The sequence below is a fragment of the Methylomonas sp. TEB genome (genome assembly GCF_047777895.1).
GTDB lineage: Bacteria > Pseudomonadota > Gammaproteobacteria > Methylococcales > Methylomonadaceae > Methylomonas.
On the sequence record NZ_CP180476.1, the window covers coordinates 2,523,984 to 2,546,145 of the forward strand.

Genomic DNA, 22,162 nt, shown 5'->3' on the forward strand with positions numbered 1-22,162 from the left:
TGGACACATAAAATGGAGCGGGCGATTATAAAATAAAATCCGTCCGCAAGTATTCGCAAAAGCATGTTTGCGGAAATTTTCCCGACTCTGCCATCCTACCCGCACGTATTTAATGACTACAGCTACTTTTTTCTGGCACGATTACGAAACCTTCGGCATCGATCCGCAACGCGACCGGCCTTGTCAGTTTGCCGGCATCCGCACGGATGTGGATTTCAACATCATCGGCCAGCCCGTCATGGCCTACTGCCAGCCCGCCGACGATTACTTGCCACACCCGGAAGCCTGCCTGATAACCGGTATTACCCCGCAATTGGCGGCCGAAAAAGGCGTTTGCGAAGCTGCGTTTGCCGCCATTATCAATCATCAACTCGCCGAACCCGGTACCTGCGGCGTTGGTTACAACAGCATCCGTTTCGACGATGAAGTGACTCGCAATCTGCTTTACCGTAATTTTTATGATCCCTATGCGCGCGAATGGCAAAACGGCAACTCACGCTGGGATATTATCGATGTGGTGCGCGCCGCCAAAGCCTTAAGGCCTGAAGGCATCGAGTGGCCGGTTAACGCCGACGACGTTGCCAGCTTTAAATTGGAAGAACTCACCAAGGCCAACGGTATCGCTCATGAAGCTGCCCATGATGCGTTATCGGATGTGTATGCAACCATCGCAATGGCTAAATTAATCAGGGAGCGGCAGCCAAAACTATTCAACTATTTACTGAACAATCGCTATAAAAACACCGCACTAAACCTGTTGCAACTCGGCAGCTTTAAGCCCTTAATTCATGTCTCCGGCCGTTTTTCGGCCCGGAATAATAGTCTTGCGGTGATTTTGCCCTTAGTGCAGCATCCAAGCAATAACAACGAAGTCATCGTTTACGATCTTTCCGTCGATCCGGCACCTTTGCTTGAGTTAAGTGCGGAAGAGATTCAACAGCGGCTGTTTGTTGCCGCCGAAGCACTACCGGAAGGCATTGCCAGAATTCCCTTAAAAACCGTACATATCAACAAATCGCCGGTGTTGGCGCCATTGTCGGTGATACGCCCGGCCGATGCCGAACGCTTGCAACTCGACTTGGACTTGTGTCTATCCCATTTGCAGCGGATTCAGACTGCGCCATCTCTAGCGGAAAAGCTGTCGCAAGTCTTTACCCGGCAATATCAAGACTCACCTACCGATCCTGATTTGATGATTTACAGTGGCGGTTTTTTCAGCAACAAAGACAAGGCGGCCATCGCCCGGATCAGGCAAGCCAAACCCAGCGAGCTATCCGAATTTGACACCGATTTCGACGATGTCCGTTTGCCGGAAATGCTGTTTCGCTATCGCGCCCGGAATTATCCGCATACCCTATCCATGGAAGACGTCCAACTCTGGAAGCAATATTGCCGGGACAAGCTAAACGGCACACTGGCGACCGGGGGACTGACGCTGGAGCAGTTCAACGCCAAAATTAAACTATTGCGGGACGAGCCAAATGTAAATCAATCGATACTGAACGATTTGGCAGCCTATGCGGAAGATCGACGCCTAAAATTTTCGAATTGATGTTTTTTGCCGATTTAAAAGCCAGTAGATCGTTTCAGGAATAAGGTGCTTTTAGCGTTATGCCGTATAATGACGACCATTTGAGTAAATTTCGACCGAGGCATCATGAGCATTAACCTGTCTAACCGCGTAAAAGCGGTCAAACCCTCCCCTACCCTGGCCATTACCGCCCGTGCTGCCGCGATGCGCGCCGCCGGCAAAGATATTATCGGCCTGGGCGCCGGCGAGCCGGATTTCGACACGCCGGAACATATTAAAACCGCCGCCATTAAAGCCATCAACTCCGGATTTACCAAATACACCGCCGTTGACGGTACGGCCGGCTTGAAAAAAGCCATCATTGCCAAGTTCAAGCGCGATAACGGTTTGGATTATCAGCCCAATCAAATCCTGGTGTCCTGCGGCGGCAAACAAAGCTTTTTCAACTTGGCGCAAGCGCTGCTTAATCCCGGCGACGAAGTCATCATCCCCGCCCCTTACTGGGTATCCTATCCGGATATGGTCCTGCTGGCCGATGGCGTCCCGGTGATTTTAGAAGCCGGACAAGCGCAAAACTTTAAAATCACCCCGGCACAACTGCGCGCCGCGATTACCCCCAAAACCCGCCTATTGGTCATTAATAGTCCTTCCAACCCAACGGGCGCTGCGTATAGCCTGGAAGAATTAAAAGCACTGGGCGACGTGTTATTGGATTTTCCTGAGGTGTTGATCGCAACCGACGACATGTACGAACTGATCCTCTGGAACAAAGGCGAATTCGTCAATATCCTGAATGCCCACCCCGGCTTTTATGACCGCACTATCGTCTTAAACGGTGTATCTAAAGCTTATTCGATGACCGGTTGGCGGATCGGCTATGCTGCCGGCCCGGCACCGTTGATCGAAGCCATGTGCATCATCCAATCGCAGAGCACTTCTAACCCTACATCGATTTCCCAAGTGGCAGCGGAAGAAGCGCTGAACGGCGACCAAGGTTGCATCGACACGATGATGGTGGAATTTAAAAAGCGCCACGATTACGTGGTTGCCGAACTGAACAGCATTGATGGCATTGAATGCTTACCTACCGACGGCACCTTCTACGTGTTCCCGAATGTGGAAAAGCTGCTGAGCAGACTGGACGGTATCAACGACGATCTGGAATTTGCCGAATACTTAATCGAAAAAGCCGGCGTGGCCCTGGTGCCAGGCTCCGCTTTCGGTTGCCCTGGCCACATTAGAATCTCCATTGCCACCAGCATGACCAATCTGGAAAATGCCTTACTCAGAATCAAACAAGCGGTTTAAGGCCTATTAGGATTTGCCATCGCGAACGGATAAACCGACATTAATTTGCCATTTTTCAATTGACAAATTTAATCAATGCTATAGAATTCGCGGCCTTCGCACTTCATCAGTAAGAAGGCCTCGGTGGCGAAATAGGTAGACGCACGAGACTTAAAATCTCGCGACCGAAAGGTCGTACCGGTTCGATTCCGGTCTGAGGCACCATAAAAATTAAGGACTTTGGTTTACACCTGGTCCTTTTTTTATGCCTAATGATTGCCACGTTCCCTTTGAATAACGCCTCGGTAAAACTGGTTGAACATGAAGAAAATATTTCACTTTAAACGCAGAAATCCGCCGCTGCTATGGCGCCTCAAGTGGTTTCTGGTTTTAGTCACTATCGGTTGCTTCGAAATACTCCCGGTCCCGGTCACCGACTCAATCCTGATATTTGTCTTAATCTACAGACCACTGTGGTTCAAAAATGTGGTCAACAAGCTCTATTCTCATCTGCCCTCTGCATCACCAGAGGAAACCGAGCTATCCTATTTTTCCAAATATCAATTAGATCATCCCAAGCATTTCAATAAGTGACAGTCACCGGCCTTGCTATAGTCTGTGTCGCGTATCCAAGAGCTTTGGAGTTTAATCAAACCCGGCGAACCGCCTGACTGTCAACGCCGCGCGTTGCTCGATTAGCTGTACGATTTGTTCAATCACTGGGTTTCCAGCAAATTCATGATCCGCCGATGTCTGCAACCTGCGAGCGACCGCTGGTAGCCGTTGGCACAAACCGAGAATGCGTTTTCGGGTTTGTGCTACCGACAAGCCCGCCGCTTGGGCAAAGCGATCCCAATGTCGGGCTTGCACTTCGCTGAATTTGTATTTGCCGCCCAACTGCATTGCCATTTTGGGCGTCAGGTTGGGATAAACGGCGGTTGACAATACGTCGTAGAGCGGCGCCAGAACGGCTCCCTTGTCGGCATACAAGATAGAAAAGTTCTTGGCATGGGCGTCGTGGTTGCCAATCAAGGCATTGAAAATCACCGTATCCAGCAGTCGCAACACCTGCGGCGCACTCGGTCGGGTCACGCGGCGGACCAAATCAAAGCACTGTTCCAAACCCGGCCCACCCTCGTTCTGATATTTCAGTTCCGGTACCACGCCCAGTGCCTGGCAGAAATCTTCCTGATGCAGACGCAAGCGTTGGCCAATTGCAGCTTGAGTTCTGTCATAACGCTCAACCAGCAAAAATGAGCGGTCGCAAATGGCACAAATCCTCGCTTGTGCGGTCTGGAATTGCATTGCACCCGCTAATGCCAGACAGAAACCTTCGTTGATTACACTGTCTTCAACGGCAGCGATGGCCGGTTTGAGAATATGACTACTGGGTGTGCCATTGCGGGGCAGACCGATTCGTTGACCATCGAACACCACCGGCAACTTATCCTGAGCGCCCGCCAACGACAGGCGCAAGCTATCTCGACCGGCCAGCATCGGCCGCTGCGGCAATTCATCCAGCAAGGCCACTACGTCAGAGTCGGATAACCAGTCGATCTCGTTCGCTGGTTCAGATACAGCGGGTAATCGGTCTGGCGGCAATAGCGAAACGGCACCAGCGCATTCGCCGCCGATATGATCGAGCAAGGCAAAGTCGTTCTGCTTCGAGACCTGAAACTGGCGAGCAATCAGTTGGCGTAATTTGCCTTCTGGTAAAAGGCCGGCAAAGAACGGCCGTGTCTGTTGGTCGCTGAACGGCTCAACTTGCAACGGTAACGAGCAGGACAGCGGGACAGCGTCGGCATGTTGCAGCCAGTCGGCGCTGTAGCTAAATTGCAGTCTGCCTTCAACCAAGGCCAAATCCCCTACTCGACGATCAAATAAATAGACAGCAAGCAAATAGCTCATGGTGTTTGGGTTATATCCGGCAGGCCATCGAGCATGACCTGCCCACCCAGTGCTTCAATAACGCGCATCACCGTTTCCAGACGCACGGTCGGCTTGCCGGCTTCGAGGTCGACGATAAAGCGAACGCCAACACCTGCCGTCAACGCCATTTCGGATTGGGTTAATCCGAGCTGTTTGCGGGCGGTGCGTAGCGCCTGGCCAAGTTGTTGGGTGGATTGGATGTTGATCATGAGATTTTCCCGTTCGGGAAATTATTAAGTTAAAACAACCAATATGCAAGCATAATTTCCCGTACGGGAAAATTAATTTAGAATTTACGAGAGATAAGCATCGAAGTTCCCGTTCGGGAAAAATAGCTCCATTCTGTGTCAAGTCTATCTGCCTGTGATGGTTAGCGCTGAATGCTGATGATATAACTTAGGGTAATTGCAAAAACGAATTAAAAGAAAACAACCGACAGCAAATGACTAGCAAACAGAAAAAATCCAAAGCAAGCTGGAGCGACGTTAAATCCAAATTGGCTGACGTTGATCGAGTTGGTCTGATCGGGCTGATACAAGACCTATACTCAGCCAATAAAGATAATCAAACGTTTCTGCATGCCCGATTCGGGTTGGGCGAGGATATTTTCAAACCCTATAAGGACACGATTTCCCGCTGGATTTGTCCGGATGTCATGCGCAATCAACCCATCTCTGTGACCAAAGCGAAGAAAGCGATTACCGATTACAAAAATGCAGTCGGTCAACCTGAAGGACTGGCTGAATTGTCAATTTTCTATTGCGAAGAAGTATTTGTTTTCCTGGGCTACTGCGGCATGGACGATGAAGGGTATTTTGATGCCTTGGTGCGAATGTTCGAACAAGCGTTGAAATATGTCATGGCATTGCCGGAAGCCAAACGCTCGCCGTTTATAGACAGACTCGAGCAAGTTGCGCTGCAAGGCCGGAACGTCGGCTGGGGTGTTGGCGAAGATATGGCAATATTGTTATCCGAATATGACATTGATGACTAGTAATGCGCTTTTAGCCGATCTTCAAACTAAAAACGCAAGGCTGATTGCTTTACCCGAAGCACATAACATCGCGTGGAGGTTACCGCCAAGGCTTCCACCAAAAATAGATCCGATACCTGCTCCCGCACTCGGCAATTGAAACTAACTTCGTACGATCGCTTGTTTCCCAACACAACTCAACATTAGCCTGAAAGCCGCTGAAGTATTAGATCAACACGCCCGCAGCATCCTGTCTCACGGACGTCTGGAGGTGGTGCGTGTCAACACATCCAGGCCCTGGCCCACCAGTAAGCCCGCCAAGACGCCAAAGCCCATCGCCGCTTGCAGGTCGGCCGGATGATCAAGTTCGTCGAATTCATCAAGCAGACCGAACGACTGCACAACCTGCACGAAATCGGTAAACCTCATGTCATGACCTTCTGGAAGGCTCACCGCGACCCGGCGCCAAAAACCGCGCATGCCTATTGGGTTGGCGTTATGCGTAATTTGGGAATGGACGGACAAACCAGGGCAGCCGCCCAAACCGTTGTGTATTCTCAAAACAATTTCAGACGGCACAGATGACTAAAACCGCTATCAACAAAGTCCGGCAAAATCCATTCGCGACGGCTTTTACTTTGCTTGCTTCGGCCTAAAAATGTTAATTTCCATATTTTGGCCACTCGATTTACTTGGTAGTCCTGGCTAGGCAACCGGATTTTCAATTATTAAGGACATATGCAGACACCAACGCCCACTCCGTTACCACGTTATCAACTCAGTCGTTGGGCCAAGTGGTTTGCAAAAGATCGCCGCTTTCACGCCTTTGTTCTCGAGCCAGAAACGCTGGTGTTAATTGATGAGCGCCAAAAGCAACTCAAGCTCCAAGTATTGAGTCTTCAGCCTGGAATTGGTATCGAATCCGGTTGGTTTTGGGACACGTTGTTGTTCACGTTAAATGATGGCCAAACGCTACGCTTTGGCGGCGTCAATAAAGAACAGTCGGCGTTTTTGCAGGTCTCGATGAAACGCTATGTTAATCAACGCATTCAACGGTTTTATCAGCAGTTAGTACCCGCACTGATACAAGCATCCCAAGAAGCCAGATTGCTGCTTTCCAATAAAAAATACATTCGCCGATCTATGGCAGTACAGTGGATAGGCAATCATTTGTGGTTAGCGGCGGGACTTAAAAGAACGGATTGTCTGCAGCGTTTGCCAGCCGAGCTTCATCAGGATTATCACGCTATTCGTCCTCTACTGGACGACGCACACCAGCAGGTTGCCAAACTCAATCAAACCTTTATCGCTCGACAGGCTCAGCACTTCAAAGACTTCTTTGATCAGGTCGAAACCAATCCGCTGACCGAAGCGCAACGTAACGCCTGCATCATCGACGAGCAGCATAATTTGGTGCTGGCCGGCGCGGGTACCGGCAAGACCAGCACCATGATCGGCCGCGCGGGTTACCTGATCAACGCCGGCCTGGCAAAACCCGAACAGATATTGATGCTGGCGTATGCCCGCAAAGCGGCGCAAGAAATGGAAGAGCGCATCCAGTCCAAACTAGGGATTCAAAACCTGACGGTGAAAACCTTTCATGGCCTGGGTTTAGACATCATTAGCCAAGTTGAAGGTACCAGGCAGGCCATCGACAAAATGGCCGAAGACGATACCTTGCGCGCCGCGTTTGTCGATAGCCAAATTCAAAGCTTGCTGGAGGATGAACGCTATCGCTCGCGGCTGCTGACCTATTTCCTACGTTTTGCCTATCCCTATAAAAGCCAATTCAATTTCAAGAGTTTGGGTGACTACAACGCCTACATCCTCGAAAACGATATTCGTACGCTACAGGGCGAGCTCGTTAAAAGCTACGAGGAATGCGAGATTGCCAATTTCTTGTACCGGCAAGGCATTGCCTATCAATACGAAGCCAATTATCAGGTCAACACCTCAGGCCCGGATTACCGCGTCTACCAACCGGATTTCTTCCTGCCGGCTTACGGCATTTACATCGAACACTTTGCGGTCAACGAGCTGAATCAAACACCGCCGTTTATCAATCAAGAAAACTACTTGGCCGGCATGGCCTGGAAAAGGGAGTTACACCAAAAATATCAAACCCCGTTGATCGAAACCTACAGCTATCTGAAACAACAGGGGCGATTGACCGAGGTGCTCAGCGAAAAATTGCAGGCTGCCGGCGTTCATTTCCAACCCTTGCCGCAAAATGAGTTACTTAACCAACTCAATCAATTAGGCCGAGTATCGGAATTCAGCAAACTGATGGCGCAAATCCTCAGTTTGTTCAAAGCCGCTTACCTCAGCATCAAACAACTGGTCGAAAAAGCCGACAAGCATGAAGACCAGGAACGCATGCGCGCCGCCGCGTATTTATTCGAACCCATCTATCAAGCTTACCAGCAACGGTTGCGCGACAACGCTAGCATCGACTTTGATGACATGATCGGCAGAGCCATCGAGTACGTCGAATCCGGACGCTTTCAGTCTCCGTACCAGTACTTATTAGTTGACGAATTTCAGGATATTTCGGCCAGCCGAGCGCGCTTACTGAAAGCCTTGATGGCACAGCAACCGGAAGCCAGCCTGTTCAGCGTGGGTGATGATTGGCAATCCATCTACCGCTTTACCGGCAGCGATGTCGCGCTCACCAAGGACTTTCAAAGCCACTTTGGCGATACGGCAACCAGCGTGCTGGATCAAACCTTTCGCTTCAACAATAAAATTGGCGAAGTGGCCTCGCGCTTCGTCACTCAAAACCCCAGCCAGATCGACAAGCAGATCCGCAGTCTACGTCTTGTCGAACAGGCTGCTATGTCACTGATCAAAACCGATCAGGATTTGACCGGCATACAGGCGGCACTCGACGCTATCACTGCTAAGGCCAAGCCATCTGCCAGTGTTCTGCTGTTAGCGCGCTTTAACTTCAAACGGCCCGATGTCGCCGCTTTAAAGCGGCGACATCCGCAGCTGTCACTACAATTCATGACGGTGCATGCTTCCAAGGGCAAAGAAGCCGATTATGTCGTCGTGTTCGGCTTGGACAAAGGCGAACACGGCTTTCCGTCGGAAAAAGCCACCCATCCCTTACTGGAGCTGTTATTGCCTCAGGCCGAGGCCTTCGCGCATGCCGAAGAGCGTCGCCTGTTTTACGTGGCACTGACGCGGGCGCGGCATCACGTGTATTTGGTCACCAACGGTCTTAACCCGTCGCCGTTTGTCAGAGAATTAATCGACGGCGACTATGCCGTTACGGTCGACGAATTTACCGGTCCCGGCTTTCAAGAGCAGATGGCCGATATTCCCTGTCCAGCCTGCAAAACCGGCTGGATGGTACCCCGAGATAGCCAGTACGGCAGCTTTTTCGGCTGCAACCAATATCCACTCTGCAATCACACGCAGCGGGCTTGCCAATGGTGTGGCAGCGGATTGAAAACGCAAGGCCGCTTTCACGTTTGTGAAAATCGCCGTTGCGACTTTGTCGAACCGATCTGCCCGCGTTGCCAAGGTGCCATGGTGCTGCGCAAAGGACCGCACGGCCAATTTTGGGGCTGCTCGCATTACCGTAAAAACGCGGCGTTTTCTTGTTCGCATACCGAGCAATTTATCGATTTGCAAGTGGCAAGGGTCAAATCAACCGTCAACGCCGCTTAAGAGCGGCTCCGGTCATGGTCTAAACTTGGTCTGATCCTAACTAGAGAACTACAGAGATGAGTGACGAGAAACGCCTGTCCACCACCCAACTGGCCAAATTGCGTGGTGTGTCTCAAGAGCAAATGTTCGGGCAGTTGACTGCGCTGGGCCTAATCGAAAAACAAGAAGACAAATGGCAGTTAACCGACGCAGGCAGTGCCGCCGGCGGTGTCTATCTGACCGGTAAATACGGCCAATACGTCGCCTGGCCGGAAGATTTTCAGTTGCCGAACGCGCCAAGCAAAGTCGATGCGCCGAAACTATTGACCGCCACTGTGCTCGGGCAACAGTTCGAACTGCCGGCCAACAAAATGAACTACATCTTGTCGGAACTAGGCTGGATTAAAAAAGGTTTGAAAGGCTGGCTAGTCACCGAACAAGGCTTGGCGATGGGCGCCGAGCAAGGTGAAGACAGCCGATCCGGCATCCCCTATGTGCGCTGGCCGGAAAAAATCACCCGCAACCGGGCCTTGAAAGACAATGTCGATAACATGAAAGGTGTCGATAAACCCAAGACCGACACCGACAAAATGGACAGCTTCCGCCACAAATTCGAAGCCACCCACCGCACTACCGACGGCCACTTCGTCCGCTCCAAGGCGGAAATGTTGATCGACAATTGGCTGTACATGGCGGAAATCGTCCACGCCTACGAGCGCAAACTGCCGATCGAAGAAGAAATGTACTGCGACTTCTACATCCCCACCGGTAAGGTCTATATCGAGTTCTGGGGCTACGAAAACGACGCCAAATATCTAGCCCGCAAACAGGAAAAACTCGCTATCTACCAGAAATATAATTTCAATCTGATTGAATTGACCGATAAGGACGTGCTGAATCTGGACGATATTTTGCCGAGGTTGTTGTTGAAGTTTGGGGTGCAGGCTTATTGATTAATCGACTGAGCCATGAGGTCGAAAATGACTTGCTTCGCGCCAATGACCAATATTAGGATTTATAAATTTATTTAATGAAACTGATGTGTGCGCATTTTTTACCGCATTTTGGGAGGTGTGTTTTAGTACAAAAATATCTATCGGATGTTTTTTTAAAAAAAATAATAATTTTCTTAAAAAACTTTAAATATAAAAATATGAAAAATAAATTAATTTTTGGTTTAGCTTTCCTGGTTGGATGCACTACTTTACCCGCAAAGGATAACATTATATCAATTGATAGGGATGGTGAGTTAGAGATACCTGGCCACACGATTTTTGGAACTCAAAAAGTTAAAGAAATTGAAAACCATCAGTCAAATAAAGATCCTGAATTGGAGTATATCGAAAAAAGAATAGATGAAGCGTTAAAAGAAAATAATAAAATTGCTATATATATACATGGAGGCCTCAATTATCCAAGTGAGTCAGTAGATAAGGCAAATAAAATATCCAAGCAGATTCAAGAGAGTGGATATACTCCGATTTTTATTGATTGGCGGTCTGGGTTCTGGACAACATACAAAGAGCATTTGCTACATAGTCGACAAGGTGAGTACTTAGAAGTCTGGGGGCCACTGACAGCCCCATTTACCTTTTTAGAGGATATTGGTAGAGGAGTTACCAGAGCTCCCATGAGGTTTTTTCAAGTAATGAATAATTATGGAAAATCAATTCTCTTTGGTGAGTACGGTGGTGAGAATAATGCTTCTGAACTAAGCAAACATTATCTTTCTGGTGACTTTGTCAACAATCAGTGCAAAACAAATACTCCTAGTATTGTTAACAATAAATACAATTTTGGAGAGTTGCCAAAACTTTGTGATGAGCGTTCCTTAACTAAAAAAGTTGGAGATGGCTTACTAAACTTTGGTCAAGCAACACTAGCGCTAACTACTGCCCCTATATTTGATACGTTGGCTACAAGTGCCTGGTCAACAATGAAAAGACGAACAGAAATAATGTTCTCAAAAAGAATCTGTTACGATGAAGATGATGGCTGTGATTACAGAAAAGATAGCATTGAAAATTATCAGGCAAGTAAAGAGGGGGCTGCGAGTAAATTTTTTAGAATACTGAAGGAAAAGCAAGACAAAAACAAAAACGTAAAGGTGTTACTTGTAGGGCATAGTATGGGAACAATAATAGCCAATAATGTATTGACATACTTTCCGGACATCGAATTTGAAAAAATCGTTTATTTAGCATCTGCTGCTTCCTTCAAAGACTTTGAGGAATCTGTGGTGCCTTATATTAGAAAACATACTTTGACAAAGTTTTTCAATATAACACTTCATCCCATTGCCGAAAATGTCGAGTCTCAATATTTTGGTTTTGGGCAAACAGGAACTCTATTAACTCAAATAGACAACTTCTACGAGTCCCCTATATCTGAAAATAAACGAACTTTAGGTCGATGGGTGAACGTCGTAAATAACTTAACCTATATAGACGGATTAAATGGAATGAAGGATATTAAAAAGAATTTATATTTTAGGACTTTACCGTACGAGCATCATGGGGAATATCCTCAAACGCATGGGGAACTGGATGATAAGGAGTTTATAAAATCCGGAGCGTTTTGGTTGGGCGACCTAGGCCAAAACCGTTAATTTTTTATCGTTCCCACGCTCCGCGCTCATCGTTATACACAAGTCTCCCAACGACTAAACTACCAGGAGGCATGAGGCATATAGATGATGGAGAACAGCGATGAGCAATTGGGCCGAAGAAGAAGTACAAACCGCTGATTTGGAAGATCGGCGCCTGAATAAACGATTGGCACTGTTACTGGAGCGATTAGGCGAACATCCCCAGCTCAGCATCCCGGCGGCCTGTGGCGGCTGGAAGGAGACGATGGGCGCTTACCGGTTTTTCGACAATGATAAGGCGACTTTCAAAAAGATACTGGCGCCGCATCGAGATGCCACGGTCGAACGGATGAAGAGCAGCCCGGTCGTATTGCTGGCGCAGGACACGACGGAGTACGACGAAAACATTTGTTTGGGGCCAAAAGGTCTCGGTACTTTGAAAGAGATGGCGAAACATGCGCGCCGACTACATCCGACCATCGCCTTTACGCCGTCGCGGATTTGCTTGGGTGTCGTCAAGGCAGCGTATTGGGCGCGTGACGGCGCCAGCCCGCGACAAGCGCGGCGGCACAAAGGCGTGGACGAAAAAGAAAGTCGGCACTGGCTCGAAAGCTATCAGGATAGCTGTGCCTTACAGGCGCAAATGCCGGACAGTTTATTGGTCAATCTCGCCGACCGCGAGGGCGACATTTACGAATGGTTTGTCGAATACCAAGACTATGCGCCGACTGCTCGCGCTGAATGGATTGTTCGGGCGACGCAGAACCGAGACCTTCTGGTCGAGCCGGAAAATGCGGCGAAATGGCTATGGTCGGCCCTGGATCAAGCGCCGGTCATGGGTTATACCGAGGTTAATGTCAAGTCGCGGCCGAACCGTGCAGCGCGACTGGCGCATATCACGGTACGCGCCGCCACGGTGCCCCTCAAGCCGCCAACGCGTATTGGGTATCGACTGCCGGCATTGAGCATCAACGCGGTGCTGGCGCGCGAAGAGACGCCGCCAGCCGGCAAGGAACCCTTGGAATGGCTCCTGCTGACCAGTTTGCCTGTGGCGAGTTTCGAGCAAGCGACTACGGTGGTGGCGTGGTATGGCGTGCGCTGGTGTATCGAAGTGTACTTCCATGTATTGAAGAGCGGTTGCCAGATCAAGCGGCTACATCTGGAATCGGAAGAACGGCTACTACCTTGTTTGGCGCTCTATATGGTTATTGCCTGGCGGGTGTTATTCAGCCTGATGCTCGCGCGCGCAGCGCCGGACATGGATTGCGAGATTATTTTCGATCCGCAGGAGTGGCGAGCGGCTTATATCGTCGTCAAGCGCTGTCCACCACCGCTCACGCCACCGCGCCTCGGTGAGGTAATCCGACTGATTGCAAGCTTAGGCGGTTATTTTGCCCGCAAACACGATGGTCCACCGGGTGCCAAGGCCATGTGGATCGGCTTACAGCGCTTGCGCGATTTTGTCATCGCCCTCAATGCTCAACAGGATCTCGCAATGAGATGTGTATAACGATGAGCGCTCCGCGTGGGAACGCATCCTCGGACGCTCCAGCGTCCATTACCAGTTGGTAGCGTGCGATGAGGTCACGAACCGCACGGAACAAATGTAAAGCAATTCGCGGTCGGCGAAGCCTGATAGGCAATACCAAAGTGATCGGCCAGTTTCGCCAGCCACTTGTCCAACGTCCACAGCTTTGGCGCCGGGCATGATCAAAACCGAGGCCAGCAACTCAATCGTGTTTTTCATCGTCGTTTGGAGCCAAGCTTTCACTGCACTTATCTGGCTCCGGCTTCAAGCGAATGATCGATATTTTTAATGTTTGAACGGCGGACAATTTTGTTTATCGGCCGATAAGTGAAAAATCGACCGCGAATGGCAAGCTGGCAGCCCGTTGATTCGGCAAGGACCCAATCTGCAACTCTGGTATCATGGCCTCCCGCATGTCGGCAAGCGCGCCGCATCATATCGATTAGAGCCTTTGTGAATACACCCGAATTTTCGTCCCTGCCATTAAAACCCGCCCTGCTGGAAAACATCGAATCGCTGGGTTACACCCACCTGACACCAATCCAGGCCGAAAGTCTGCCGCATATTCTGGAAGGCAAGGATGTGATCGCCCAAGCTAAGACCGGCAGCGGCAAGACGGCGGCGTTTGGCATTGGCTTGTTGTCGCGGCTGGATTTGAGCAGCTTTAAAGTGCAAGCCATGGTGATTTGCCCTACCCGCGAATTGGCCGATCAGGTCTGCAAAGAAATCCGCCAATTAGCCCGCTTCACGCAAAATATTAAAGTGCTGGCCTTGTGCGGCGGCACACCGTTCGCGCCGCAGCGCAGTTCGCTGGAACACGGCGTGCATGTGGTGGTGGGTACTCCGGGCCGATTGCAGGAACATCTGCAAAAAGCCAGCTTGCGCCTGGATCATTTAAAAGTATTGGTGCTGGACGAGGCCGACCGCATGCTGGACATGGGCTTTGCGGACATCATCTCCGACGTAATTGCCTACGCGCCGACACATCGGCAAACGCTGCTATTCTCCGCGACTTACGCCGAGCCGATTCGCGCCTTGAGCCAGAAATTTCAATTCAAACCGATCTCGGTCAGCGTCGAAACCAGCCATCTGGACAACCCTATCGAACAACGTTTTCATCAGCTAGACAAAGCCAAACGCCTGAATGCGCTCGGTTATTTGCTGGCTTATCATCGCCCGGAATCGACGGTGGTGTTTTGCAATACCAAGCGCGAATGCCAGGACGTGGCAGATACATTGACCAATTGCGGCTTTTCCGTGCAGGCCTTGCATGGCGATTTGGAACAAAAAGACCGCGATCAAGTGTTGGTGCGTTTTGCCAATAAAAGCTGTTCGATTCTGGTCGCTACCGATGTTGCCGCGCGCGGCCTGGACATCAAAGACATGCAAGCGGTGATCAATTACGAACTACCTTGGGACCCGGAAGTGTACGTGCACCGAATTGGCCGTACCGGCCGTGCCGGCGCGAAAGGCCTGGCACTGAGTTTAGTCAGCGAAGCGGAGTTAAACCGCGTGAAAGCCATCGAAGACTATATGGCAGGTTCCGTGAAATGGGACGAAATCGCGCCGTTTAAACTGAGCAGCGAACACCGCTTCGAGCCGCCGATGGTCACGCTATGGATAGACGGCGGCCGCAAGGACAAGATGCGGCCGGGCGATATTTTGGGCGCACTCACCGGCGCTAACGGCATAGCCGGCGGCGAAGTGGGCAAAATCGACATCTTCGATAAACACGCCTATGTAGCGGTGAAACGCGGCAGTGCGGATAAGGCTTTGACCTGCTTGCGGGCCGGCAAAATCAAGGGCCGCAATTTCAACGTGCGCAAATCGCAATGGAATTAGTTTAAAGCCTTGAGCAGCGGTTTTGCTTGGTTTTTCTGACGGTATTCCCGCATCTCTGCCGACGCGGGGATGACGGCTGAAGACGGATGATCAGCAACTTAACAGCGTCTGCTTTCGCAACCCAGCAAATATAACAGCGCTCGATAGCCGAATCGCCAAAGCCTGCTATACCTATGCCAGCCGACACTGACTACTCCAAAATAAGATTCTGCCCGTGGCACCTAAAACACATATCAGTTACCTGGACACCATTCGCGGCCTAGCGGCCTTGGCCGTCATCAGCGAACATTTCGTCATCGCCTATGGCCTACCCTGCGAAACGCCACTTTGCCAGCAATGGTTGGATTTCTCGCCGCTACACATTTGGTGGGACGGCTCGGCGGCGGTATCGATGTTTTTCGTGCTCAGTGGCGTGGTGCTGTCTTTGCGCTATTTTCGTGCAGGGCACACACCTGATCTCAGCGAGTTTCATTTGGCGCGTTTCTTGATCAATCGGATGTTTCGGATCTGGTTGCCGTACTTGTTGGTTTTGCTGATTAGCGCCGGCCTGTTTGTGAACACCTTCGATAGCGCGATACTCAAGACCAGTCTGCCGGCGACCGAATGGATAACCGGCATGTGGCATAAATTTCCGTTAACGCCCGCCGATATGCTGCGTGAGAGCTTTTTGTTGAAATTGCCTGCCTTGATCGTACTACTGCCGCAAGCTTGGACTTTAAGTATCGAATTGGTATTGTCTTTGCTGCTGCCGGTAGGCTTATTGCTGGCCGGACGCGGCAGTTCTTGGCTGGTATTTTTTGGCTTGCTGGCGACCAGCCTATTGGGTGTGTCGATTTTCTTGCTGCATTTTCTATTGGGCATGACCATTGCCAGACACTACACCGATCTTACCCATTACCTGTCCGGCCGACGCTGGCAACGGCGTTTGTTGCTATTGACCGGCTTAGCGTTTTATACCTGCGGCACTTTTGTGCCGTCCGACATTTTTGGCGATACCGCAGTCTGGCTGGGTTCCGGTTTGGGAGCCGGCTTGATTTTGATGTTCGTGCTAGGTTCTAAAGATGCACAGCAGGTGCTATCGCAACCGATGTTACGGCAAATCGGCAAAGTGTCTTACAGCGCCTATCTCAGCCACATGGCGATTCTGATTTGTCTAACGCCGCTGGTTTTAAAATTTTTGGAAGGGTTTACCGAAAATCGGCTGGCACTTTGGTTTGGCGGCTGGCTTATCACCATAGTCTGTGTACAAGGGGTTTCTTTGTTGTTTTATCATTGGCTGGAAATCCCCAGCATGAGTTTGGGGCGGAGGGTGACCGATGCCATAGCAAGCATCGGCAAGCCGACGCTATAATCCCAATAATCACTCCATTTTTAGCTACTTAATCATGCGATTTGCTGCCCTTTCGACAATATTATTAAGCGTTGCCGCGTTTAGCACCAGCTACGAGGTCAAGGCTGGTTCAACGGCTCAAGACTGGGCCAAGGTCACCACGCCGACCCAGGAACCCAGCGAAAGCATCGGCACTTATACCAGTGGCTGCATCAGCGGCGCGGCCGCCCTGCCCCTGGACGGCCAAGGTTATCAAGTGATGCGCTTATCGCGCCACCGCTATTATGGGCATCCTAACTTAATCGGTTTTATCCAGCATCTGGGCCAGTTCAGCGCCGAGCATAAATTGGGCTCGTTGTTGATCGGCGATTTAGGCCAACCACGCGGTGGCCCCACTTTAAGCGGACATCGCAGCCATCAGTCAGGCTTGGATGTGGATATATGGTTTTTATTATCGGAACCAGCCAGTAACCGGCAGCTAACGGCCAATGAACGCGAAACCTGGAGCGCACCGTCGGTCGTGAACATGCAAAACGATACTATGGATTACCGGCATTGGTCGCCGGATCTGGCAAAGGTACTGGAAGCAGCCGCACGCCAACCGGAGGTCGACAGGATTTTTGTGAACCCCAGCATCAAACAAGAATTGTGCACCACCAAAAGTCCCGGAGCCGGCGAGTGGTTGAGGAAGATTCGCCCATGGTGGAAACACGACGATCATTTTCATGTGCGCTTGAAATGCCCCGCGCATAGTCCGCATTGCGACTCGCAAGAGCCGTTACCTGCCGGCGACGGTTGCGACGCCAGTTTGGCGTGGTGGTTTTCCGCGGAAGCCAAAGCCCCGTCGAAAAGCGTGCCGTTGCCGCCACCGCCGTTACCGGCATTGTGCGAGCAGCTGTTGCATCGTCCCTGATGATATTGGCGTATCGGCCTTTACAGCATCAGTCGGCTAAATATTTTATTCTTCATTTGAGAGCACCATGCCCGATTTCGTACTTCATCAACAACTGGCGCAAGATTGTTTTAACGTAGGGAGCTTTGCGCTAACGGAATTGTTAATGATGAACGACAGCCAATACCCGTGGTTCATCCTGGTGCCCAGGCGCCACAATATCAGAGAAATTTATCAGCTTGGACAGGCGGATAGACAGGCTCTGCAAAGCGAGTCCTGCCTGCTTGCCGAGGCACTGGCGAGTATTTATCGCCCCGACAAACTGAATATTGCCGCAATCGGCAATCTCGTCCCGCAATTGCATCTGCACCATGTGGTGCGCTATCAAACCGATAAAGCCTGGCCGGCGCCGGTATGGGGAAAGTTCGCCAGCCTGCCCTATGCAGGCGACCAGGCCGAACAAAGGATCACCCAACTCCGTTCCGCTTTGCAGATGCATTTAATCAATTGAAAATTGAGTGAATCTTTAGCTAGGGATAGCAAACGAGAATAGGCAATAACTGAAATAACCCAATTATTGTGTGATTGACGCTCGGTGTAAAAGCACGTCACAATCAAAAAAGTCGCAACGTAAGGACAGGCGCTTGCAAATATCGTGACTCCAGTTTGAGCCCGCATCAGAAGCTCAGGAAATTTCGAGCCAAGTAAGCCGCTTATATCGATTGCTCAAATCCGTCGAGCTTATGGCAGACTGTGTAAAACTTAAAAAAGCCATTGTTACTACCATGCCTATTTTCATCGTCTGCTGTCTAATCTTAACTCCCCTAACCTTAACCCAAAATGCATTTTTACCCTTACTCAATATAGAGGCCGTATGGGGTGCGGGAGCGTGCCTTGCGGTGCTTTTTCTATTGTGTGGTTGTTTGAAATTAGTACCCAGCAAAATATGGCACGATGGTTTTGCCTCCGCAGGCTTATGGACTTGGTACGGTTACTGGAGCCCGCAATTCAGCGACGGCTCACCGCAATTCAGCGTGTTTCCGGTCTATTTTGCTTTGCTCAGCAGTTGGATGCTACTGGGTTTAATCAACAAAAGTCCGCAGTTTGATTGGGAATCCCAAGAATCCTTGCGCTATATGCAAAAATATTTGGCCCGCTTCGATTCCTGCGCCGTTGCGGTATTGGTGCTGATTTGTCTGGCACTACCTGAGCACTATCTATCCTACCCGCTTGCAATGACCTTTTTCATCGTCCGTAGTGCTTTTCAGCGCTGCCTGGAGATTATTGATAGCCTGTAATTTTTTTTCATTGCTTACCACTTCCGCGCCATATCTTCCCACCTGATGCGGCGCGGTAGCCCAGCTAAAACCGGGTTACCGCGCCTGCTACGGCACGATGCCTAGAATACGCCGGGCTAAGCGACTTCCTTGGCCTTATCCTGATAACTATCAATTTGATCGAAGTTAAGATAACGATAGGTATCCGCGCTGGTTTGTTCGATGCTGGCGGCATATTGCATATACTCGGCAACCGTCGGAATCTTGCCCAATAGCGAGCACACCGCTGCCAATTCCGCTGAGGACAGATAGACGTTCGCACCATTGCCCAAACGGTTGGGGAAGTTGCGGGTCGATGTCGATACCACGGTCGAACCTTCCGCCACTCGCGCCTGGTTGCCCATGCACAAGGAGCAGCCCGGCATTTCGGTGCGCGCTCCGACCTTGCCGAAGGTGCCGTAATAGCCTTCTTCCACCAACTGGTTTTGATCCATTTTGGTCGGCGGTGCTACCCACAAACGTGTCGGCAAGGCACCGGCCTTTTCCAACAACTTGCCGGCGGCGCGGAAGTGACCGATGTTGGTCATGCAGGAACCGATGAACACCTCGTCGATCTTGGTGCCCGCCACTTCCGACAAAGGCTTGATGTCATCCGGGTCGTTCGGGCAAGCTAACAATGGCTCGGTGATTTCATTCAGATCAATTTCAATAATTTCCGCATATTCGGCGTCTTTATCCGCTTCCATCAATACCGGGTTCGCCAACCAATCCTGCATCGCTTTGATGCGGCGCTGAATGGTCCTGGCATCGCCGTAACCTTCGGCGATCATCCATTTCAGCAAGGTGATGTTGGAGTTCAGATACTCACGGATCGGCGCTTCGTTGAGCTTAATCGTGCAACCGCCAGCGGAACGTTCGGCGGAGGCATCCGAAAGCTCGAATGCTTGCTCGACTTTCAAATCCGGCAAGCCTTCGATTTCCAGAATTCGGCCGGAAAATACGTTTTTCTTGCCCTGTTTGGCCACGGTCAGCGAGCCGCTTTTCAGAGCCGCATAGGGAATCGCGTTGACTAAATCGCGCAAGGTAATGCCGGGTTGCATCTGGCCTTTGAAGCGCACTAACACCGATTCCGGCATATCCAGAGGCATCACGCCGGTCGCGGCGGCAAACGCTACTAAGCCGGAGCCGGCCGGGAAGGAAATGCCGATCGGGAAGCGGGTATGCGAATCGCCGCCGGTGCCTACCGTGTCCGGCAACAACATGCGGTTCAACCAGGAGTGAATCACGCCGTCTCCGGGACGCAGAGACACGCCACCACGGGTCATGATGAAGTCCGGCAAGGTGTGCTGCATCTGCACGTCGACCGGCTTCGGATAAGCGGCGGTGTGGCAGAACGACTGCATCACCAGATCGGCGGAAAAACCCAGGCAGGCCAGGTCTTTGAGTTCGTCGCGGGTCATCGGCCCGGTGGTGTCTTGCGAACCTACGGTGGTCATTTTCGGTTCGCAATAGCTGCCCGGCCGCACGCCGGCCACGCCGCAAGCCTTGCCGACGATTTTTTGCGCCAGGGTAAAACCTTTGCCGGTATCGGCGGCTTCGCCCAAGCGGCGAAATACCGTAGAAGCAGGCAAGCCCAAGAATTGGCGGGCACGGTCGGTCAAACCGCGACCAATGATCAACGGAATCCGGCCACCGGCACGGACTTCGTCGAAGATCACTTCGGTTTTTAACGCAAACTCGCAGACGACTTCGTCCGTAACGTGCCGCTTGACGACACCTTGATAGGGGTAAATGTCGATCACGTCGCCCATCGCCATGCCGGTGACGTCACACTCGATTGGCAGCGCGCCGGAATCTTCCATTGTATTGAAGAAAATCGGTGCGATCTTGCCCCCTATGCAGACGCCGCCTCCGCGCTTGTTGGGGATAAACGGAATATCGTCGCCCATGAACCACAACACCGAGTTGGTGGCGGATTTGCGCGACGAGCCGGTGCCGACTACGTCGCCGACGTAAGCCACCGGAAAGCCCTTGGCTTTCAGTTCGTTGATTTGCTGCTCGGCGTTGGTGATGCCGTCGCGCGGCATTTTCAGCATCGCCTTGGCATGCAACGGAATGTCCGGCCGCGACCAGGCATCGGGCGCCGGCGACAGGTCGTCGGTATTGGTTTCGCCGGTAACTTTGAAAACAGTGACCGTCAGTTTTTCCGGCACTTCCGGCTTGGCGGTAAACCATTCGGCCTCAGCCCAGGATTGCAGCACTTGTTTCGCGTAAGCGTTGCCGGCTTGGGCTTTTTCCTGCACATCGTGAAAGGCGTCGAATATCAGCAGAATTTGCGACAGCGCTTTCGCGGCAATCGGCGCCAATGAGGCGCTTTCCAGCAATTCGATCAACGGCGCGACGTTGTAACCACCCAGCATCGTGCCGAGCAATTCGGTGGCTTTTTCCGGCGTTAGCAGCGGTGAAGTCGCCTCGCCCTTGGCGACCGCCGTCAGAAACCCGGCTTTGACATAAGCGGCTTCGTCGACGCCGGCTGGAATGCGGTTTTCCAGCAAATCCAGCAGAAACGCTTCTTCGCCGGCAGGCGGCTGTTTCAATAATTCAACCAACGCGGCGACTTGCTCGGCGTCCAGTGGTTTGGGAACGATGCCTTCGGCAGCGCGTTCGGCGACATGTTTTCGGTATTGTTCTAGCATGATGATTTCCGGTAAAAATTATTGGACTTGGGACGCTTGGTCTGCGGCGGCCTGTTCGGCGATAAAAGTACGCATGTCGTCGTTATCAACCCGCTGATAAATCTCGGCAACGTCCAGCGTTAAATCCACTGACTCGAAGCGGGCTTGATCGCCGAGAAAGTAATGATTGGACACCCAGCCTTCGCTACGTCGGCAGACTTCAACATCGACGATGTCCTGTTCGATCAGCACATATTCCAGCAAGCTGGGGATGGTTTGGTATAAGCGGCGTTTGATGGTTTCGTCGCGGCGGCGGGTGGATTTAGACAGCACTTCGACGATCAAGACTGGCGCTTCGGCATAATAGTCGTGGGTCGAGGTATCTTCGCAAACCACCATCGCATCAGGGTAGAACAGATACTGGCCGATCTTGACTTTGACATCGGAACTGAAGGGTTCACAAGGCTTGCCTTGTAAATGATTACCCAACAGTCGAGCCAAACTCATCTTGATGCGCTCATGATTCTTGCTGGCACCCGACATGGCCACCAGCTCGCCGGCGTCATACTCATGCTTTATGTCGCTGAGCAATTCCGCTGCCAGATAATCCTCAACAGACATCCAGGGCTTATCGAATTTAGGTTGCGCACTCATAAC

18 protein-coding genes and 1 tRNA gene are annotated in these 22,162 nt (G+C 51.2%); 13 read left to right on the forward strand and 6 right to left on the reverse strand.

Annotated features, from left to right (window positions below):
- The first annotated feature begins 112 nt into the window (after positions 1–112).
- From sbcB to ACMXD4_RS11300, 3 genes are all read left to right on the forward strand, one after another.
- Positions 113–1,552 carry an exodeoxyribonuclease I gene (gene sbcB, locus ACMXD4_RS11290; RefSeq protein WP_171695417.1) on the forward strand — a complete coding sequence of 480 codons (1,440 nt, stop codon included), beginning with the start codon at positions 113–115 and terminating at the stop codon, positions 1,550–1,552.
- A 105-nt stretch (positions 1,553–1,657) separates the two neighbouring features.
- Positions 1,658–2,839: a pyridoxal phosphate-dependent aminotransferase gene (locus ACMXD4_RS11295; RefSeq protein ID WP_171695416.1), complete on the forward strand. Its 1,182-nt coding sequence runs from the start codon at positions 1,658–1,660 to the stop codon at positions 2,837–2,839.
- 117 nt (positions 2,840–2,956) lie between these two features.
- Positions 2,957–3,043 (forward strand) — tRNA-Leu (locus ACMXD4_RS11300).
- A 420-nt stretch (positions 3,044–3,463) separates the two neighbouring features.
- Here ACMXD4_RS11300 and ACMXD4_RS11305 read toward each other — a convergent pair.
- Together ACMXD4_RS11305 and ACMXD4_RS11310 are read right to left on the reverse strand one after the other, a co-directional pair.
- Positions 3,464–4,726: a type II toxin-antitoxin system HipA family toxin gene (locus tag ACMXD4_RS11305; protein ID WP_415878095.1), complete on the reverse strand. Its 1,263-nt coding sequence runs from the start codon at positions 4,724–4,726 to the stop codon at positions 3,464–3,466.
- Positions 4,723–4,956: a helix-turn-helix transcriptional regulator gene (locus tag ACMXD4_RS11310; protein WP_415878096.1), complete on the reverse strand. Its 234-nt coding sequence runs from the start codon at positions 4,954–4,956 to the stop codon at positions 4,723–4,725. Before ACMXD4_RS11310 ends, ACMXD4_RS11305 begins: the two co-directional genes overlap by 4 nt.
- Positions 4,957–5,189: 233 nt before the next feature.
- Between ACMXD4_RS11310 and ACMXD4_RS11315 the strand changes: the two genes are divergently transcribed.
- Positions 5,190–5,741 (forward strand): hypothetical protein, encoded by a 552-nt coding sequence (locus tag ACMXD4_RS11315; RefSeq protein ID WP_415878097.1) that lies wholly within the window; start codon positions 5,190–5,192, stop codon positions 5,739–5,741.
- 234 nt (positions 5,742–5,975) lie between these two features.
- On the opposite strand, the gene ACMXD4_RS11320 is transcribed toward ACMXD4_RS11315, so the two are convergent.
- Positions 5,976–6,149: a hypothetical protein gene (locus tag ACMXD4_RS11320; protein WP_415878098.1), complete on the reverse strand. Its 174-nt coding sequence runs from the start codon at positions 6,147–6,149 to the stop codon at positions 5,976–5,978.
- Between the two features lie 309 nt (positions 6,150–6,458).
- Between ACMXD4_RS11320 and ACMXD4_RS11325 the strand changes: the two genes are divergently transcribed.
- The 4 genes from ACMXD4_RS11325 to ACMXD4_RS11340 all read left to right on the forward strand — a co-directional run bounded on the left by ACMXD4_RS11325 (position 6,459) and on the right by ACMXD4_RS11340 (position 13,471).
- On the forward strand, positions 6,459–9,395 hold the full coding sequence (locus tag ACMXD4_RS11325; RefSeq protein ID WP_415878099.1) for a UvrD-helicase domain-containing protein: 2,937 nt from the start codon (positions 6,459–6,461) through the stop codon (positions 9,393–9,395).
- A 56-nt stretch (positions 9,396–9,451) separates the two neighbouring features.
- The gene (locus tag ACMXD4_RS11330; protein WP_415878100.1) at positions 9,452–10,327 is read left to right on the forward strand and encodes a glycerol kinase; all 876 of its coding nucleotides are present in this window, start codon (positions 9,452–9,454) and stop codon (positions 10,325–10,327) included.
- Between the two features lie 200 nt (positions 10,328–10,527).
- A complete protein-coding gene (locus ACMXD4_RS11335; RefSeq protein WP_415878101.1) occupies positions 10,528–11,982 on the forward strand; it encodes a hypothetical protein in 1,455 nt (484 codons plus the stop codon).
- Positions 11,983–12,082: 100 nt separating this feature from the next.
- On the forward strand, positions 12,083–13,471 hold the full coding sequence (locus ACMXD4_RS11340; protein WP_415878102.1) for an IS4 family transposase: 1,389 nt from the start codon (positions 12,083–12,085) through the stop codon (positions 13,469–13,471).
- Positions 13,472–13,519: 48 nt separating this feature from the next.
- On the opposite strand, the gene ACMXD4_RS11345 is transcribed toward ACMXD4_RS11340, so the two are convergent.
- On the reverse strand, positions 13,520–13,708 hold the full coding sequence (locus ACMXD4_RS11345; RefSeq protein WP_171695393.1) for a hypothetical protein: 189 nt from the start codon (positions 13,706–13,708) through the stop codon (positions 13,520–13,522).
- A 234-nt stretch (positions 13,709–13,942) separates the two neighbouring features.
- Between ACMXD4_RS11345 and dbpA the strand changes: the two genes are divergently transcribed.
- The 5 genes from dbpA to ACMXD4_RS11370 all read left to right on the forward strand — a co-directional run bounded on the left by dbpA (position 13,943) and on the right by ACMXD4_RS11370 (position 18,851).
- Positions 13,943–15,331, forward strand: a complete 1,389-nt coding sequence (dbpA, locus tag ACMXD4_RS11350) for an ATP-dependent RNA helicase DbpA (protein ID WP_033156232.1) — start codon at positions 13,943–13,945, stop codon at positions 15,329–15,331.
- A 214-nt stretch (positions 15,332–15,545) separates the two neighbouring features.
- Positions 15,546–16,682, forward strand: a complete 1,137-nt coding sequence (locus ACMXD4_RS11355) for an acyltransferase family protein (protein WP_415878103.1) — start codon at positions 15,546–15,548, stop codon at positions 16,680–16,682.
- Positions 16,683–16,716: 34 nt separating this feature from the next.
- Positions 16,717–17,574 carry a penicillin-insensitive murein endopeptidase gene (gene mepA / locus ACMXD4_RS11360; RefSeq protein WP_171695391.1) on the forward strand — a complete coding sequence of 286 codons (858 nt, stop codon included), beginning with the start codon at positions 16,717–16,719 and terminating at the stop codon, positions 17,572–17,574.
- Positions 17,575–17,641: 67 nt separating this feature from the next.
- Entirely contained in the window at positions 17,642–18,064 is a 423-nt protein-coding gene (locus ACMXD4_RS11365; protein ID WP_171695390.1) for an HIT domain-containing protein, read from the forward strand.
- Positions 18,065–18,476: 412 nt separating this feature from the next.
- Positions 18,477–18,851, forward strand: coding sequence for a hypothetical protein (locus ACMXD4_RS11370; protein ID WP_225587603.1), 375 nt, complete (start codon positions 18,477–18,479; stop codon positions 18,849–18,851).
- Positions 18,852–18,967: 116 nt separating this feature from the next.
- Here the strand turns inward: ACMXD4_RS11370 and acnB are convergent, their stop codons facing one another.
- On the reverse strand, positions 18,968–21,526 hold the full coding sequence (gene acnB, locus ACMXD4_RS11375) for a bifunctional aconitate hydratase 2/2-methylisocitrate dehydratase (protein WP_415878104.1): 2,559 nt from the start codon (positions 21,524–21,526) through the stop codon (positions 18,968–18,970).
- A gap of 18 nt (positions 21,527–21,544) precedes the next feature.
- Positions 21,545–22,159, reverse strand: coding sequence for a Uma2 family endonuclease (locus tag ACMXD4_RS11380; protein WP_101052330.1), 615 nt, complete (start codon positions 22,157–22,159; stop codon positions 21,545–21,547).
- Positions 22,160–22,162 lie beyond the last annotated feature (3 nt).

What these genes read in the sequence shown, in the direction of transcription:
- sbcB (WP_171695417.1), top strand. Translation starts at nt 113, where the DNA reads ATGACTACAGCTACTTTTTTCTGGCACGATTACGAAACCTTCGGCATC.
- ACMXD4_RS11295 (WP_171695416.1), top strand. Translation starts at nt 1,658, where the DNA reads ATGAGCATTAACCTGTCTAACCGCGTAAAAGCGGTCAAACCCTCCCCT.
- ACMXD4_RS11305 (WP_415878095.1), bottom strand. Translation starts at nt 4,726, where the DNA reads ATGAGCTATTTGCTTGCTGTCTATTTATTTGATCGTCGAGTAGGGGAT.
- ACMXD4_RS11310 (WP_415878096.1), bottom strand. Translation starts at nt 4,956, where the DNA reads ATGATCAACATCCAATCCACCCAACAACTTGGCCAGGCGCTACGCACC.
- ACMXD4_RS11315 (WP_415878097.1), top strand. Translation starts at nt 5,190, where the DNA reads ATGACTAGCAAACAGAAAAAATCCAAAGCAAGCTGGAGCGACGTTAAA.
- ACMXD4_RS11320 (WP_415878098.1), bottom strand. Translation starts at nt 6,149, where the DNA reads ATGAGGTTTACCGATTTCGTGCAGGTTGTGCAGTCGTTCGGTCTGCTT.
- ACMXD4_RS11325 (WP_415878099.1), top strand. Translation starts at nt 6,459, where the DNA reads ATGCAGACACCAACGCCCACTCCGTTACCACGTTATCAACTCAGTCGT.
- ACMXD4_RS11330 (WP_415878100.1), top strand. Translation starts at nt 9,452, where the DNA reads ATGAGTGACGAGAAACGCCTGTCCACCACCCAACTGGCCAAATTGCGT.
- ACMXD4_RS11335 (WP_415878101.1), top strand. Translation starts at nt 10,528, where the DNA reads ATGAAAAATAAATTAATTTTTGGTTTAGCTTTCCTGGTTGGATGCACT.
- ACMXD4_RS11340 (WP_415878102.1), top strand. Translation starts at nt 12,083, where the DNA reads ATGAGCAATTGGGCCGAAGAAGAAGTACAAACCGCTGATTTGGAAGAT.
- ACMXD4_RS11345 (WP_171695393.1), bottom strand. Translation starts at nt 13,708, where the DNA reads ATGAAAAACACGATTGAGTTGCTGGCCTCGGTTTTGATCATGCCCGGC.
- mepA (WP_171695391.1), top strand. Translation starts at nt 16,717, where the DNA reads ATGCGATTTGCTGCCCTTTCGACAATATTATTAAGCGTTGCCGCGTTT.
- ACMXD4_RS11365 (WP_171695390.1), top strand. Translation starts at nt 17,642, where the DNA reads ATGCCCGATTTCGTACTTCATCAACAACTGGCGCAAGATTGTTTTAAC.
- acnB (WP_415878104.1), bottom strand. Translation starts at nt 21,526, where the DNA reads ATGCTAGAACAATACCGAAAACATGTCGCCGAACGCGCTGCCGAAGGC.
- ACMXD4_RS11380 (WP_101052330.1), bottom strand. Translation starts at nt 22,159, where the DNA reads ATGAGTGCGCAACCTAAATTCGATAAGCCCTGGATGTCTGTTGAGGAT.